The organism is Streptococcus sp. CF8_St5-11 (genome assembly GCF_024295625.1).
GTDB lineage: Bacteria > Bacillota > Bacilli > Lactobacillales > Streptococcaceae > Streptococcus.
The window spans coordinates 1-15,435 of the sequence record NZ_JANCOJ010000004.1; the positions used below are offsets into that span (position 1 = coordinate 1).

General features: G+C 40.3%; 14 protein-coding genes and 8 tRNA genes. All 22 read left to right on the forward strand.

Annotated elements, in window-relative coordinates; all coding sequences use genetic code 11:
• Nucleotides 1-3: 3 nt before the first annotated feature.
• Nucleotides 4-77 (forward strand) — tRNA-Met (locus tag NMM13_RS08085).
• Between the two features lie 16 nt (nucleotides 78-93).
• Nucleotides 94-167: transfer RNA gene (locus NMM13_RS08090), tRNA-Ile, on the forward strand.
• 10 nt (nucleotides 168-177) lie between these two features.
• Nucleotides 178-267: transfer RNA gene (locus tag NMM13_RS08095), tRNA-Ser, on the forward strand.
• A gap of 9 nt (nucleotides 268-276) precedes the next feature.
• Nucleotides 277-350 (forward strand) — tRNA-Met (locus NMM13_RS08100).
• 3 nt (nucleotides 351-353) lie between these two features.
• Nucleotides 354-426, forward strand: a tRNA-Phe gene (locus tag NMM13_RS08105).
• Between the two features lie 16 nt (nucleotides 427-442).
• Nucleotides 443-513: transfer RNA gene (locus NMM13_RS08110), tRNA-Gly, on the forward strand.
• A 33-nt stretch (nucleotides 514-546) separates the two neighbouring features.
• Nucleotides 547-620: transfer RNA gene (locus NMM13_RS08115), tRNA-Ile, on the forward strand.
• Between the two features lie 4 nt (nucleotides 621-624).
• Nucleotides 625-712, forward strand: a tRNA-Ser gene (locus NMM13_RS08120).
• 62 nt (nucleotides 713-774) lie between these two features.
• Nucleotides 775-1,593: a rod shape-determining protein MreC gene (mreC, locus tag NMM13_RS08125; RefSeq protein WP_223141492.1), complete on the forward strand. Its 819-nt coding sequence runs from the start codon at nucleotides 775-777 to the stop codon at nucleotides 1,591-1,593.
• Between the two features lies 1 nt (nucleotide 1,594).
• Complete coding sequence (mreD, locus tag NMM13_RS08130; RefSeq protein ID WP_254728421.1) at nucleotides 1,595-2,095, forward strand: rod shape-determining protein MreD; 501 nt, start codon at nucleotides 1,595-1,597, stop codon at nucleotides 2,093-2,095.
• Nucleotides 2,096-2,188: 93 nt separating this feature from the next.
• The gene (gene pcsB, locus NMM13_RS08135) at nucleotides 2,189-3,430 is read left to right on the forward strand and encodes a peptidoglycan hydrolase PcsB (protein ID WP_049473285.1); all 1,242 of its coding nucleotides are present in this window, start codon (nucleotides 2,189-2,191) and stop codon (nucleotides 3,428-3,430) included.
• Between the two features lie 178 nt (nucleotides 3,431-3,608).
• Nucleotides 3,609-4,583 (forward strand): ribose-phosphate diphosphokinase, encoded by a 975-nt coding sequence (locus NMM13_RS08140; protein WP_049490632.1) that lies wholly within the window; start codon nucleotides 3,609-3,611, stop codon nucleotides 4,581-4,583.
• A 49-nt stretch (nucleotides 4,584-4,632) separates the two neighbouring features.
• Nucleotides 4,633-4,773 (forward strand): hypothetical protein, encoded by a 141-nt coding sequence (locus NMM13_RS08145; protein WP_173018797.1) that lies wholly within the window; start codon nucleotides 4,633-4,635, stop codon nucleotides 4,771-4,773.
• Nucleotides 4,774-4,988: 215 nt separating this feature from the next.
• On the forward strand, nucleotides 4,989-5,663 hold the full coding sequence (locus tag NMM13_RS08150; RefSeq protein ID WP_254728422.1) for a hypothetical protein: 675 nt from the start codon (nucleotides 4,989-4,991) through the stop codon (nucleotides 5,661-5,663).
• 246 nt (nucleotides 5,664-5,909) lie between these two features.
• Nucleotides 5,910-6,509: an amylase-binding adhesin AbpA gene (gene abpA, locus NMM13_RS08155; RefSeq protein ID WP_049490637.1), complete on the forward strand. Its 600-nt coding sequence runs from the start codon at nucleotides 5,910-5,912 to the stop codon at nucleotides 6,507-6,509.
• 88 nt (nucleotides 6,510-6,597) lie between these two features.
• A complete protein-coding gene (gene srtB / locus NMM13_RS08160) occupies nucleotides 6,598-7,446 on the forward strand; it encodes a class B sortase, LPKTxAVK-specific (protein ID WP_118228669.1) in 849 nt (282 codons plus the stop codon).
• Nucleotides 7,447-7,601: 155 nt separating this feature from the next.
• The gene (locus NMM13_RS08165; protein WP_247923715.1) at nucleotides 7,602-8,783 is read left to right on the forward strand and encodes a pyridoxal phosphate-dependent aminotransferase; all 1,182 of its coding nucleotides are present in this window, start codon (nucleotides 7,602-7,604) and stop codon (nucleotides 8,781-8,783) included.
• Nucleotides 8,767-9,546, forward strand: coding sequence for a DNA repair protein RecO (recO, locus tag NMM13_RS08170; protein ID WP_254728423.1), 780 nt, complete (start codon nucleotides 8,767-8,769; stop codon nucleotides 9,544-9,546). Before NMM13_RS08165 ends, recO begins: the two co-directional genes overlap by 17 nt.
• A complete protein-coding gene (gene plsX, locus NMM13_RS08175; protein ID WP_003009280.1) occupies nucleotides 9,543-10,538 on the forward strand; it encodes a phosphate acyltransferase PlsX in 996 nt (331 codons plus the stop codon). The genes recO and plsX overlap by 4 nt, the downstream gene beginning before the upstream one ends.
• A 3-nt stretch (nucleotides 10,539-10,541) precedes the next feature.
• Complete coding sequence (locus tag NMM13_RS08180) at nucleotides 10,542-10,790, forward strand: acyl carrier protein (protein WP_021154192.1); 249 nt, start codon at nucleotides 10,542-10,544, stop codon at nucleotides 10,788-10,790.
• Nucleotides 10,791-10,940: 150 nt separating this feature from the next.
• On the forward strand, nucleotides 10,941-11,648 hold the full coding sequence (gene purC / locus NMM13_RS08185; protein WP_254728424.1) for a phosphoribosylaminoimidazolesuccinocarboxamide synthase: 708 nt from the start codon (nucleotides 10,941-10,943) through the stop codon (nucleotides 11,646-11,648).
• A 55-nt stretch (nucleotides 11,649-11,703) separates the two neighbouring features.
• Nucleotides 11,704-15,429 (forward strand): phosphoribosylformylglycinamidine synthase, encoded by a 3,726-nt coding sequence (locus tag NMM13_RS08190; protein ID WP_254728425.1) that lies wholly within the window; start codon nucleotides 11,704-11,706, stop codon nucleotides 15,427-15,429.
• The last annotated feature ends 6 nt before the right edge of the window (nucleotides 15,430-15,435 follow it).

The window sequence follows — 15,435 nt, forward strand, 5'->3', positions numbered from 1 at the left end:
TATGGCGGTGTAGCTCAGCTGGCTAGAGCGTCCGGTTCATACCCGGGAGGTCGGGGGTTCGATCCCCTTCGCCGCTATATTGTTGATCTTGTTGGACCTTTAGCTCAGCTGGTTAGAGCTCTCGGCTCATAACCGAGTGGTCGTAGGTTCAAGTCCTACAAGGTCCATTGTTATCTTGGAGGATTACCCAAGTCCGGCTGAAGGGAACGGTCTTGAAAACCGTCAGGCGTGTAAAAGCGTGCGTGGGTTCGAATCCCACATCCTCCTTAATATTAACGCGGGATGGAGCAGCTCGGTAGCTCGTCGGGCTCATAACCCGAAGGTCGTAGGTTCAAATCCTGCTCCCGCAATTTGGCTCGGTAGCTCAGTTGGTAGAGCAATGGATTGAAGCTCCATGTGTCGGCGGTTCGATTCCGTCTCGCGCCATTTCTTTTAATAATAAGCGGGTGTAGTTTAGTGGTAAAACTACAGCCTTCCAAGCTGTTGTCGCGAGTTCGATTCTCGTCACCCGCTTTGAACATAGGTTCTTTACCAAGTTTTTAACTTGGGCGCGTAGCTCAGGTGGTTAGAGCGCACGCCTGATAAGCGTGAGGTCGGTGGTTCGAGTCCACTCGTGCCCATTTTGGAGAATTACTCAAGAGGCTGAAGAGGACGGTTTGCTAAATCGTTAGGTCGGGTAACCGGCGCGGGGGTTCGAATCCCCCATTCTCCGTATAATTTCCAAGTTTGAGATGTCATCTCAAACTATTTTTTATATTTTTGAAGGTTTTGTCTATGTTCTTGAATCGATTCTTTAAAATTTTTAGTTTTGTGTTTGTTTTAACTGTTTCAGGAATTTTATTTCTTTTTCCATCTGTTAGAACTTCAATTGTTTTAAAATCTTCTGATATATTAGCTATTGTTGATGAGGCAGTATCGGTACCATTTGTTGTTGTGGAATCTAAGGCAAAGGATTTAAAGAATTTATCTGAATTAAATGAAGAAAACCGTTCGTTAAAATCACGTCTTTATCAAAAGGATATTGACCAGTCAAAACTTAACCGTTTGGAATCAGAAAATAGAGAATTAAAGGATTTGATGTCAATCAAGAATTCTGTATCGGGTTCTAAACAAGTCGTTAGTGAGATTATTGACCGTAATTATGGTTCGTGGGATCAGGAATTTGTTATTGATAAAGGTAGTTCAGATGGAATTTCTGATTCTATGTTTGTTCTTTCGTCTGGTGGCGTCATTGGTGTGGTAGAAAGTATAGAGAAAAATTCTAGCAAAGTGAAATTATTAGTCGAAGATACTATTTCTTCACAACACCTGACGTTTAAAATTGAGAGTCAAGGTCAATCTATTTTTGCTTTATTAAATGGTTATGACGAGAAGACAGGTGAGTTTCGGTTGTTGCAAATTGGAGATCCAGTTGAAATTAAAAAAGGATCTCTGGTTTCAACAAGTGGTTTAGGAAAATATAAGAGTAGTGACTTACCTCTTGGTACAGTGACTTCTACTCAAAAGGCATCTGATCAGTTAGGGCAAGAAATTCGTGTGAAACCAAAGGCTAATTTAGATGTCAATCGTTATGTACTATTGATTGGAGAGTAGTGTGAAAGTCATACGTAAGTACCATTTTTTCCCTTTAATCTTATTCTTATCTTTATTTGTTGACGGACAGATCTCTTTTCTTATTTCTCGTTTTTGTCCAAACTCCTTTGAACCTACTTCATTTTTATTTCTATATGGTTTTATGTTATTGAGTCTCTATTTCTCTGAGATAGCTAGTATTTGGTGGGGAGTCTTCTTTGGTTTTTGTTTTGATGTGTATTTTTTACACACTCTAGGAATTACCTTCATAGTATTTCCTATACTACAGATGATTTTTTATCGGTGTAATCAGATTATTTTGGTCAATCGATTGACTCGTTTTTTTACATTTTTATTAACGATTCTATTATTTCAGATTTTAACAAATCTTCTTTTGATTCTTTTTATCAGCATAAAATTTAACTGGATTACACTAATTATTTACCAAATTTTTCCAAGTTTAATTTTGAATGTGCTTCTATTAATAGTATTACAGCCTTTACTTGAAAAGATTTATTTATAAACTCGAAATAAAAATGTAACAATAGCGTAATATAAATTTTTAAAAAATTTGTTATACTAGTTAGTGTCTTATTAGAAAGGGAAAATTTATCTAATGAAGAAAAAATTATTTGCCACAATCTTATTGAGTACAGTTGCTTTATCACAAGGTGCTGTCGTAGCTGGTGTATCAGCTGATTCAACAGATGATAAGATTGCTGCTCAAGATAACAAAATCAATAGTATTAATCAACAACAACAAAGTGCACAAGCTCAGGTAGATCAAATTCAAGGTCAAGTATCTGAAATTAAAAAACAACAAGAAAATCTTCAAGCTGAAAATGACCGTTTGAATGAAGAATCTGAACGATTGTCAGCTGAGATCGATGAGTTGTCAAAAAATATTGTTGCTCGTCAAGAATCACTTGCAAATCAAGCACGTAGTGCTCAAACAACTGGGACTGCAACAAGCTATATTAATGCGATTGTTAGCTCTGGATCTTTGACAGAAGCTATCTCACGTATTTCTGCTATGAACGAAATTGCAGATGCTAACAACAAAATGTTGCAAGAGCAAAAACGTGATAAAGAAGAGATTGCACAAAAACAAAAAGAAAACAACGATGCTATCAATACTGTCATTGCAAACAAACAGCAATTAGAAGATGATGCGCAAGCTTTGTCAACAAAAGAAGCTGAGTTGAAAGTAGCACAATTGAACTTGGCTGCTGAAAAATCAACTGCTGAAAACGAAAAGAATGCTTTGTTGCAACAAAAAGCGGAAGCTGAAAAAGCAGCAGCAGCAGCGGCAGCAGCAGAAGCAGCTTACCGTGCAAAACAAAAAGAACAACAAGCAGCTGTTAAAGCTTCAGCTAATACAACTCTTCAAGCACAAGTTCAAGCGGCAGCTCAAACACCTGCTGCAACACCAGCGGCAGCACAAACTCAAGCAGCACCTCAACCTGCTGTTCAAACTCAAGCAGCGGCTGCACCAGTAGCAACTACTTCTCGTCCAACTTATAGTACATCTGCATCATCTTATCCAGTTGGTGAATGTACATGGGGTGCGAAGACATTGGCTCCATGGGCTGGTGATTACTGGGGTAATGGTGGACAATGGGCAGCAAGTGCAGCGGCAGCAGGATTCCGTACAGGATCTCAACCACAAGTTGGTGCCATTGCATGTTGGAATGATGGTGGATATGGACACGTAGCAGTTGTTACAGCCGTTCAATCTACAACAAGCATCCAAGTTTCTGAGTCTAACTATAATGGTATCCGTAGCATTGGTAACTACCGTGGTTGGTTTAACCCAACAACAGCACAAGGTACTGTTACTTATATCTATCCAAACTAAGAATTACACTGAAGCAGGACATTTGTTCTGCTTCTTTTTTGATAGAATTTAGGTAGTGATAGATTTTGTAATTTCCATAAATTAATATTTGAATATTTGCTTAAAAAGCGATAAAATGATTACAGGAGAAATTTGTGCTGACTGTACAATATGGTTTTAGATTTTACTGGAGGAAATCATGTCATTTTCTGATTTAATGCTCTTTGCTTTGTCGTCAAATCAAGAATTGGCTCAACGTGTGTCTCGTGAAATGGGACTACCGCTTGGAAAGTCAACGGTTCGTCAATTTTCTGATGGAGAAATTCAGGTTAATATTGAAGAATCAATCCGTGGGAAAGATGTTTATATTTTGCAATCCACTAGCTCGCCGGTTAACGATAATCTAATGGAAATTTTGATTATGGTAGATGCGTTGAAACGTGCTAGTGCGCAATCCATTAATGTGGTGATGCCATATTACGGCTATGCTCGTCAAGACCGGAAAGCTCGAGCTCGTGAACCAATCACTTCTAAGTTGGTAGCTAATATGCTTGAGGTTGCTGGAGTTGATCGCCTCTTGACAATTGATTTGCATGCCGCTCAGATTCAAGGTTTCTTTGATATTCCTGTTGACCACTTGATGGGTGCGCCTTTGATCGCCGACTTTTTTGAACGTCGCGGGATGATTGGAAAAGACTATGTTGTTGTCAGTCCAGACCATGGTGGTGTGACTCGTGCTCGGAAATTAGCTGAATTTTTGAAGACACCGATTGCGATTATTGATAAACGTCGAAGTGTCGATAAGATGAATACGAGTGAAGTGATGAATATCATTGGGAGTGTTGAAGGCAAGACTTGTATTTTGATTGATGATATGATTGATACAGCTGGTACAATCTGTCATGCGGCGGATGCCCTTGCAGAAGCAGGTGCTGTTGAAGTTTATGCAAGCTGTACTCACCCTGTTTTATCAGGACCAGCGATGGACAACATCCAAAAATCAGCCATTAAGAAGTTGGTGGTGTTGGATACGATTTATCTACCGGAAGATCGATTGATTGATAAGATTGAGCAAATTTCGATTGCGAAACTCCTTGCAGAGGCCATTGTTCGCATTCACGAAAATCGACCTCTGTCCCCTCTATTTGAAATCGGAAATGCCAAAAAATGTTAACAATAAGGAGGCTGGGTAACTGGCCTCTTTTATTTAGGAGGATATACAAATGGAAATCAGAAAATGGTTGGAAAATCTAAAAAAAGAAAAGAAACGGAAAAAACTGGTTCAAGCAGCTAAAGAACTAGAAGCAAAGGCTGATCCTAGTTTGCCCAAGAAACGATTGCCAAAAAATGGGGTGGTAAAATAGTTTGAAGAAAAAGAAGAAGTTTTATCATTTCTTTTTCTTTTTGTAGAATTATCTCAATATCGTAATTTTTGGTATCAAATAGACCATGATTTAAAATTAATTTCTTGATATTACAGTGTTTTGTTGAAAAAACACTTGACAAACCCAACATATATGTATAAAATGTTCACTGTAGAGCAATCTATATTAAATATGAAAAAGGAGATAAAACTATTATGAAAAAAGTTTTATTATCAAGTGCAGTCGTTCTCTCAGCTGTAGCAGCAACTTCAGTTGTTTTTGCTTCAACATTGGCAAATAGCAAAGATAATCCAAATAACCGTTTTGGATCATACTACGCTCAAACTTATCTTGGACTTGGAAACAAGGTAGAAGCTCCTTCAAAACCAACTCAAGTTACACCAGCTACACCAGAAAAACCGGCTACACCAGAAAAACCAGCTACACCAGCTACACCTAAAAAACCAGTTGCAGTGGTACAAGTTCAACAACCAAAAGGTGATAAAAAAGATGGTGTTCTTCAAGAAGTATCTACTCCAGCTGCACCTAAAAAACCAGTTGCAGTTACAGCTAAAAAAGACCTTCCTTCAGAAGAAAATGTAACTGGAACAACTAACTCTCGTTACGGTTCTGCTTCACAAACAGAAAAAACAGCTAAAGATGGTCAAAAATATGAAACATTCAAAGCTGTAGAAACATACGGAAACACTAACTATTCTTATAATGGTTCATATGACGATGGTAAACGTCTTGTGACTGTTGATCCAAATTCTCGTTATGGTTCTGCTTCACAAAAAGAAGAAACTGCTAAAGATGGTCAACAATACGAAACATTCAAGACTGTTGAAACATTTGTTAGCACAAACTACTCTTCAGTAGTAAACCAATAATAGATTGGATATAATTTTTAGAGGGCAACTGCCCTCTTTTTTATACATTCGATAACATAAACTAAGATATAAATTGAGCAATTCAATTTGCTATATGAAAAAAATAGTTATTTGAAATAGAAAAAAAATTGATAGTTTTTTTAAAAAAACTAAGAAAAGTCTTGACATAGGCAGAATATCCTAGTATACTAGTCATAGTTACGAAGTAACGAATAATTTTTGAAAAGAAAAAAAGGAGATAAAACAATGAAAAAAGTTTTATTATCATCAGTAGCAGCTCTTGCAGTATTTGCTGCAGCAGCTCCAGCATTTGCATCTGACAATTCATATAGCTCAAATGCATTGATTCAAAAACACTACGTTTCAGAACGCGATATCGCTGACGAAGCAAACACACAAGTAGCAGCACACGAAGCTGAAATCAACGCAGAAGCTGAAAACTATCCAACAGTTGTAGCAGCAAGACAAGCTCTTGAAGCATACGGATCAGGTCACCTTTACGGCGATTACGTTGCTAAACTTGAAGCAGCTCGCACTGAAGCACGTAATGTTGTACGCAACAAATATGTAGCTAACCTTCAAGATCAATACCGTGCAGCAGCTCAACGTGAAGGTAAATACTGGAACGACCCAACTGGCGTTCAAGACAACAAAACAAAAGACATGCGTGATCAAGAAGATAAAGCTCTTAACCATGGTGGTTCTGCTGATGCAGCTGATGCTAACGGTCAAGCTACAAACGAAGCTAAATCTAGCGAAAACAAAGGTGGAGACGCAGCTAAAGCTGGTAAAGCTGGTTCAAAACAAGCTGGTAAAGCTCTTCCAAAAACAAGCGCAGTTAAATAATTTGATTATTAATTAGCTCGTAAAATATCACTGGACCTTCGGGTTCAGTGTTATTTTTTAGAAAAAATCATCAAGAGGAGATCGATCAATGAAAAGAGCTGGGGAAAAAAGTTCAAATAAATTGGGTCTTGTAATTGCTGCTCTTGTTGCAGTTGTTGTTCTTGTTGCTGGATTTATTTTCTTTAATCCATTTGGAGGAACTAAGTCATCTAGCACGGCTAAAAAAACAACTGGAACAAGCTCAACCAAGCAAGAAACTAAATATGAACCAAGCCAAGAAGAAAAAGATTACTTGAAAAATCGTTTTGCTCAGTTAACAGCTGTTAACCCTGAGACAATTGCTTATGTCTATGCACCGGGTACTGAGTTGGATGAACCTGTTGTACAAACCACTGACAATGAAACTTATTTGAATAAGACGTTTGATGGTGGAAATGAACCATACATGGGGACAGTCTTCATGGATATGGACAACAAGAAAGACTTCAGTGATCGTTTGACTTGGTTGTTTGGTCATGCTCGTGGTAGTAAGGTCGGCGATCATCGCATGTTTAATGATGTCAACTACTATGACAAACAAGAGTATTTAGACCAACATCCGTATGTTGTGATTGAGACACCAGAGCGGAAATATTATTATGAAGTAATGGGATTGGTCATTGTCCCAGAGGACACCGCTTTCTACCGTACAAGCTTTACTGATGACAATGATTTTACGACACAATTGAAGAATATCTATGAGTCAGCTCGTACGAAGAATCCTAATATCAAGATCAAAGCATCTGATAAGTATTTAGTATTGTCCACTTGTCGTGAAGAGGATGAAACCATTCGTTCTAACCTCTACCTTCGTCAAATTCCTGATTCAGAAATGAAGGATTTTGTGGCAAAACATGCGGATCAATTGAAATATGTGGCAACACGTGGCCAACAATAATGACTTGAAAGACTTAGCATTGCTAAGTCTTTTTTGCATGGAAGGATTTTTGCAATGTCCATTGGTGGTAAGCAAAAGGTGGGGATCTGGCTTGTTCTTTTGCGATGGGGTCCTATTTATAGTATAATGAATATAAGTGTTTTTGGAGGTGTTCTATGGATTTAACGAAACGTTTTAATAAAAATCTGAATCGGATTGAAGTATCTTTGATTCGTCAGTTCGATCAATCAATTTCTTCCATTCCTGGTGTCTTGCGTTTGACGTTGGGGGAACCGGATTTTACGACTCCTGAACATGTAAAAGAAGCAGGAAAGGCTGCCATTGATGCGAATTTTAGCCATTACACTGGGATGAGTGGTTTGCTGGCTTTGCGTGAGGCTGCGAGTCAGTTTGTGGCTGATAAATATGGTATTCACTATCGTCCTGAAAATGAAATATTGGTGACGATCGGTGCAACAGAAGCCCTGTCTGCAACCTTGACAGCAATCTTGGAACCTGGAGATGTAGTACTTCTTCCAGCACCGGCCTACCCTGGTTATGAACCCATTGTGAATTTGGTTGGGGCTGAGATTATCGAAATTGATACGACAGCAGATCGTTTTGTTTTGACTCCTGAAAAGTTGGAAAAGGCGATTCTAGAGCAGGGTGAAAAATTGAAGGCTGTTATTCTCAATTATCCAGCTAATCCAACGGGTGTCACTTATTCGCGCGAACAGATGGCAGAATTAGCTGCTGTCTTAAAAAAATATGAAGTCTTTGTGATTTGTGATGAAGTCTATTCAGAGCTGACTTATACTGGAGAAGCGCATGTCTCTATGGCCTCCTTCATTCCTGAACAGACTATTGTCATTAATGGCTTATCTAAGTCTCATGCTATGACAGGCTGGCGGCTTGGCTTTATCTTTGCGCCTGCTGCATTGACGGCCCAACTCATCAAGAGCCATCAGTATTTGGTAACGGCTGCTGGAACTATGAACCAGTATGCTGCGATCGAAGCTTTGACGGAAGGTCGGGATGATGCGGAGCCAATGAAGAAGGAATATGTGAAGCGTCGGGATTATATTATCGAACAGATGTCCGCGCTTGGGTTTGAGATTATTAAGCCAGATGGAGCTTTCTATATTTTTGCTAAAATCCCAGCTGGTTATAATCAAGATTCCTTCGCTTTCTTACAGGATTTTGCGCGTGAAAAAGCAGTTGCTTTTATTCCTGGTGCTGCTTTTGGTCAATATGGTGAAGGCTATGTGCGTTTGTCGTATGCAGCCAGCATGGAGGTTATCAAGGAAGCAATGAAACGCTTGAAGGAGTATATGGAAGAACATGCTGGAGTCAATTGAGACCCGGGGAATTGTCCTGTATAATCGGGAGTTTCGTGAGGATGACAAGCTGGTCAAAATCTTCACAGAGAAGTCAGGGAAGCGGATGTTTTTTGTGAAACATGCGGGAAAATCACGGTTGAATCCCATGTTGCAACCTTTGGTAACGGCAGATATGTTGTTGAAAATCAATGATGATGGGTTGAGTTATATTGATGATTTTCAAGATGTGCAGGTTTATAAGAAAATCAATGCAGATCTTTTTGCCCTTTCTTATGCGACCTATGTTCTGGCGCTTGCAGATGCAAGTATTCAGGATAATCAGGTGGATCCAGCCCTGTTTGCTTTTTTAGAAAAGACCTTGTCTTTGATGGAAGAGGGACTGGATTATGAGGTTTTAACCAATATTTTTGAGATTCAGATTCTATCACGATTTGGAGTTATCTTGAATTTTCATGAATGTTGTTTCTGTCATCGGGTTGGACTTCCTTTTGATTACTCTTTTCGGTATAGTGGGGTCCTTTGTCCGGATCATTATGATCAGGATGAGAGACGAGCTCACTGGCATCCGAATGTTCTCTATTTATTGGATCAATTCCAAGCAGTACGATTCAGTGAGTTAGAGTCGATTTCTCTACAAGCGGAGATGAAAGCAGCTCTGCGTCAGACAATTGATCAGTTGTATGAGGAGTATGTAGGGATCCATTTAAAAGCTAAAAAGTTTATCGATTCCTTGAGTGATTGGGGAGCGATTATGAAAGATTCATCTGGAGGTGAAACATGAAAAAAATTGCAGTAGATGCAATGGGGGGGGATAATGCACCTCAAGCCTTGGTAGAAGGTGTGAATCAAGCCATTCGTGATTTTGATGATATTGAGATTGTCTTGTATGGCGATGAGGCAAAAATCAAAGACTATTTAACCGCAACAGAACGTGTATCGATTGTGCATACGGAAGAAAAAATCGATTCAGATGATGAGCCAACGCGGGCCATTCGTCGGAAAAAACAGGCTTCGATGGTCTTAGCTGCCAAGGATGTGAAGGCTGGTGAGGTCGATGCCATGCTATCTGCGGGAAATACAGGTGCGCTATTGGCGGCTGGTTTCTTTATTGTTGGGCGCATCAAGGGCGTGGAACGTCCAGGTTTGATGTCGACACTTCCGACGGTTGATGGTCGTGGCTATGATATGCTAGACTTAGGGGCCAATGCGGAAAATACACCAGAGCACTTGCATCAGTATGCTGTGATGGGATCCTACTATGCTGAAAATGTTCGTGGGATTCAAAAACCTCGCGTGGGTTTATTGAACAATGGGACAGAAGCTAGTAAGGGAGATCCTTTGCGCAAGGAAACCTACCAATTGTTATCTGAGGATGAGTCGATTCATTTTGTTGGAAACGTGGAAGCGCGTGACTTGATGGATGGCGTTGCTGATGTCGTTGTGGCGGATGGTTTCACGGGAAACGCTGTCTTGAAAACGATGGAAGGAACGGCTTTTGGGATCTTGAAGCAATTGAAACAAGCAATTGCCACAGGAAACTGGAAGGCGAAATTGGGAGCTTTTCTGCTCAAGGACCGTTTGAAATCATTGAAGCAAACCTTGGATTTCTCAGATGTTGGAGGAGCGGTCTTGTTTGGTCTTCAAGCACCTGTTGTTAAAACGCATGGTTCGAGCGATGCCAAAGCTGTCTATAGCACGATTCGTCAGATTCGGACCATGTTAGAGACAGATGTTGTTGGAAAATCAGTGAAGGAATTATCGAAGGAAGGGTAATGTATGAGTAAACAAAACGAAATTTTAGTTACAATTGAGGAATTTCTCAAAGATCGCAAGGGTCCAGACTTTCAAGTATCTTTGGAATCTGACTTACGTAAGGATTTACAAGCTGACTCTGTTGAATTGATGGAATTTATTATCAATCTTGAGGATGAATACCAAATTGAGATTCCGGACAAGGCTATTGATGAATTTAACACAGTAGGAGATGTCGTCGACTATATCGAAAAACGAACTGCTGGTCACTAATGAAAAAGGGATCGTTCAGAGATTATTCTGGATGATCTTTTTTTCTGTCCTTTTTATTCGGATTCTGCTTATATTGTACGGAATTTTATTGAAAATACACTTTGTATGTGATAGAATGAAGGTGATAAAATACGAAAGGCGAACAAAGTCATGACCAATCAACTGATTTATACTGGAAAAGCTAAGGATATCTATACTACTGAGGACGAAAATGTGATTAAGTCGGTCTATAAAGACCAAGCCACTATGCTTAATGGGGCTCGTAAGGAGACTATTAAGGGAAAAGGTGTGCTAAATAATCAGATTTCGTCTCTTATTTTTGAAAAATTGAATGCTGCGGGTGTAGCTACTCACTTTATCGAACGTATTTCTGATACAGAACAATTGAATAAGAAGGTTAAAATTATTCCTTTGGAGGTTGTTCTTCGTAATGTGACTGCGGGTTCTTTCTCTAAACGTTTTGGCGTTGAAGAAGGTTTGGACTTGAAAACTCCAATCGTTGAATTTTACTACAAGAACGATGAGTTGGACGATCCATTCATCAATGATGAGCATGTGAAGTTTTTGGATATTGCCAATGATGAACAAATTGCTTATATCAAGGAAGAAACACGTCGTATCAATGAATTGCTGAAAGATTGGTTTGCACAAATTGGTCTTCGTTTGATTGATTTCAAATTGGAATTTGGTTTTGATAAGGATGGCAAGATCATCTTGGCAGACGAATTCTCTCCAGATAACTGCCGCCTTTGGGATGCTGAAGGGCACCACATGGATAAGGATGTTTTCCGTAGAGATTTGGGCAGTTTAACGGATGTTTATAAGGTTGTGTTAGAGAAGTTGCAGGGATTGAAGTAAAGTTTTACTTGGTCGTCACTACAATCTTTAAGTAGAAATAGATAAAGGAAATAAAATGGATAAACGTATTTTCGTTGAGAAAAAAGCTGATTTTCGTGTAAAATCGGACTCTTTAGTAAAAGAATTACAGCATAATCTTCAGTTAAAAACGTTGAATGATCTTCGGATTGTTCAGGTTTACGATGTCTTTGGTTTGGCAAAGGACTTGTTTGCGCGTGCGGAAAAACATATCTTCTCTGAGCAGGTGACCGATACTGTTTTGGATGAAGCTGCGGTTCAGGCTGATCTTGAGAAATATGCTTTCTTTGCTATTGAAAGTTTGCCTGGTCAATTTGACCAACGTGCGGCATCTTCACAAGAAGCTTTGCTTTTGCTTGGTAGTTCAAATGATGTAACAGTGAACACAGCACAACTTTACTTGGTTAACAAGGATATTGATGCGAATGAGTTGGAAGCTGTCAAAAACTACCTCTTGAACCCAGTAGACTCTCGTTTCAAAGATATCACTGTTGGTATTGCGAAACAGGATTTCTCTGAGTCTGACAAGACCATTCCAAGCTTGGATTTCTTTGAAACTTATACGGCAGAAGATTTTGCACAGTATAAGGCTGAGCAAGGATTGGCAATGGAAGTGGACGACCTTCTCTTCATTCAAGATTACTTCAAATCCATTGGACGTGTACCAACTGAGACTGAGCTTAAGGTTTTGGATACTTATTGGTCTGACCACTGCCGTCACACAACTTTCGAAACTGAGTTGAAAAACATCGACTTCTCAGCTTCTAAATTTGAAAAACAATTGCAAGCGACTTATGATAAGTATATTGCCATGCGTGATGAGTTGGGACGTACGGAAAAACCTCAAACCTTGATGGATATGGCGACTATTTTTGGCCGTTATGAGCGTGCTAATGGTCGTTTGGATGACATGGAAGTGTCTGATGAAATCAATGCCTGCTCTGTTGAAATTGAAGTGGATGTCAATGGTGTCAAAGAACCATGGCTTCTCATGTTCAAGAACGAAACGCACAACCACCCAACGGAGATCGAACCATTTGGTGGAGCGGCTACTTGTATCGGTGGTGCCATTCGTGACCCATTGTCAGGTCGTTCATACGTTTACCAAGCCATGCGTATCTCAGGTGCTGGTGATATTACAACACCAATTGCTGAAACTCGCGCTGGTAAATTGCCACAACAAGTGATTTCTAAAACAGCGGCTCACGGTTATTCTTCATACGGTAACCAAATTGGTTTGGCGACAACTTATGTTCGTGAATACTTCCACCCAGGTTTTGTTGCTAAGCGTATGGAGCTAGGTGCAGTTGTCGGTGCGGCTCCTAAGGAAAATGTGGTTCGTGAAAAACCTGAAGCAGGTGATGTGATTATCTTGCTTGGTGGTAAGACTGGACGTGACGGTGTCGGTGGTGCGACAGGTTCTTCTAAAGTTCAAACGGTTGAATCTGTTGAAACAGCTGGTGCTGAGGTTCAAAAAGGGAATGCCATCGAAGAACGTAAGATTCAACGTCTTTTCCGTAATGGGGAAGTGACCCGTCTGATCAAGAAATCAAATGACTTTGGTGCCGGTGGTGTCTGTGTGGCGATCGGTGAATTGGCAGATGGTCTTGAAATTGATCTAGACAAAGTGCCATTGAAATACCAAGGTTTGAACGGTACAGAAATTGCTATCTCAGAATCTCAAGAACGGATGGCTGTAGTGGTTCGTCCAGAAGATGTAGATGCTTTCGTTGCTGAATGTAACAAAGAAAATATTGATGCTGTTGTCGTTGCGACAGTGACGGAGAAACCAAATCTTGTCATGCACTGGAATGGTGAAACCATCGTTGATTTGGAACGTCGTTTCCTTGATACAAACGGTGTACGTGTGGTTGTAGATGCTAAGGTGGTTGACAAGGATGTCAAGCTTCCAGAAGAACGTCAAACATCTGCTGAAACACTTGAAGCGGATACTCTTGAAGTCTTGGCTGATCTGAACCATACCAGTCAAAAAGGGTTACAAACCATCTTTGATAGCTCAGTGGGTCGTTCAACAGTTAATCACCCACTCGGTGGTCGCTACCAAATCACACCAACGGAAGCTTCTGTACAGAAATTGCCAGTCCAACATGGCGTGACAACAACTGCTTCTGTTATGGCGCAAGGATTCAACCCTTATGTAGCAGAATGGTCTCCATATCATGGTGCTGCCTATGCAGTCATCGAAGCAACAGCTCGTTTGGTTGCTACTGGTGCAAACTGGTCTAAGGCTCGCTTCTCTTATCAAGAATACTTCGAGCGTATGGATAAACAAGCAGAGCGTTTTGGTCAACCAGTAGCTGCTCTTCTTGGATCAATCGAAGCTCAGATTCAACTTGGTTTGCCATCTATCGGAGGGAAAGACTCGATGTCTGGTACCTTTGAAGAATTGACAGTACCACCAACCTTGGTTGCTTTTGGGGTGACGACTGCAGATAGCCGTAAGGTTCTTTCTCCAGAATTCAAAGCTGTTGGTGAAAATATTTACTACATCCCAGGTCAAGCTTTGGCACAAGAAATTGACTTCGATCTTATTAAATCTAACTTCACTCAATTTGAAGCCATCCAAGCTGACCACAGAGTGACAGCAGCATCAGCTGTTAAATATGGTGGTGTGGTTGAAGCTCTTGCACTTGCAACATTTGGGAACCATATCGGAGCTAACGTCGAATTAGCTGACCTTGACACTAGCTTGACAGCCCAATTGGGTGGATTCATCTTCACATCGCCTGAAGACATTGCAGGTGTTGCCAAGATCGGACAAACAGTGACTGACTTTACACTCACTGTCAACGGTGTAACGCTTGATGGACACAAACTTGACAGTGCCTTCCAAGGTAAATTGGAAGAGGTTTACCCAACGGAATTTGTACAAGCAACTGAGTTGGAAGAAGTACCTGCAGTGGCATCAGATGCTGTGATCAAAGCTAAAGAAACAGTTGAGACACCAGTGGTTTACATCCCGGTATTCCCAGGTACCAACTCAGAATATGACTCCGCTAAGGCCTTCGAAAAAGAAGGAGCAAAAGTCAACTTGGTACCATTTGTCACGCTGAATGAAGAAGCGATTGTCAAGTCTGTTGACACCATGGTTGACAACATCGAAAAAGCTAACATTATCTTCTTTGCAGGTGGCTTCTCAGCAGCGGATGAACCTGATGGATCAGCTAAATTCATCGTGAACATCTTGCTCAATGAAAAAGTGCGTGCAGCCATTGACAGCTTCATCGAACGTGGTGGTTTGATCATCGGTATCTGTAATGGATTCCAAGCTCTTGTTAAATCAGGTCTTCTTCCATATGGTAACTTTGAAGATGCGAGCAGCACGAGTCCAACTCTCTTCTACAATGATGCCAACCAACACGTGGCTAAGATGGTTGAAACACGGATTGCCAACACGAACTCACCATGGCTTGCCGGAGTAGAAGTTGGTGACATCCATGCCATCCCAGTATCACACGGTGAAGGTAAATTTGTCGTGACAGCTGAGGAATTCGCAGAGCTTCGTGACAATGGTCAAATCTTTACCCAATATGTTGACTTCGAAGGGAAACCAAGCATGGATTCTAAATATAATCCTAACGGATCTGTAAATGCTATCGAAGGTATCACAAGTAAGAACGGTCAAATTATTGGTAAGATGGGTCACTCAGAACGTTTCGAAGATGGTCTCTTCCAAAATATTCCAGGAAATAAAGACCAACATCTCTTTGCATCAGCGGTTAAATACTTTACTGGAAAATAAAAGGTA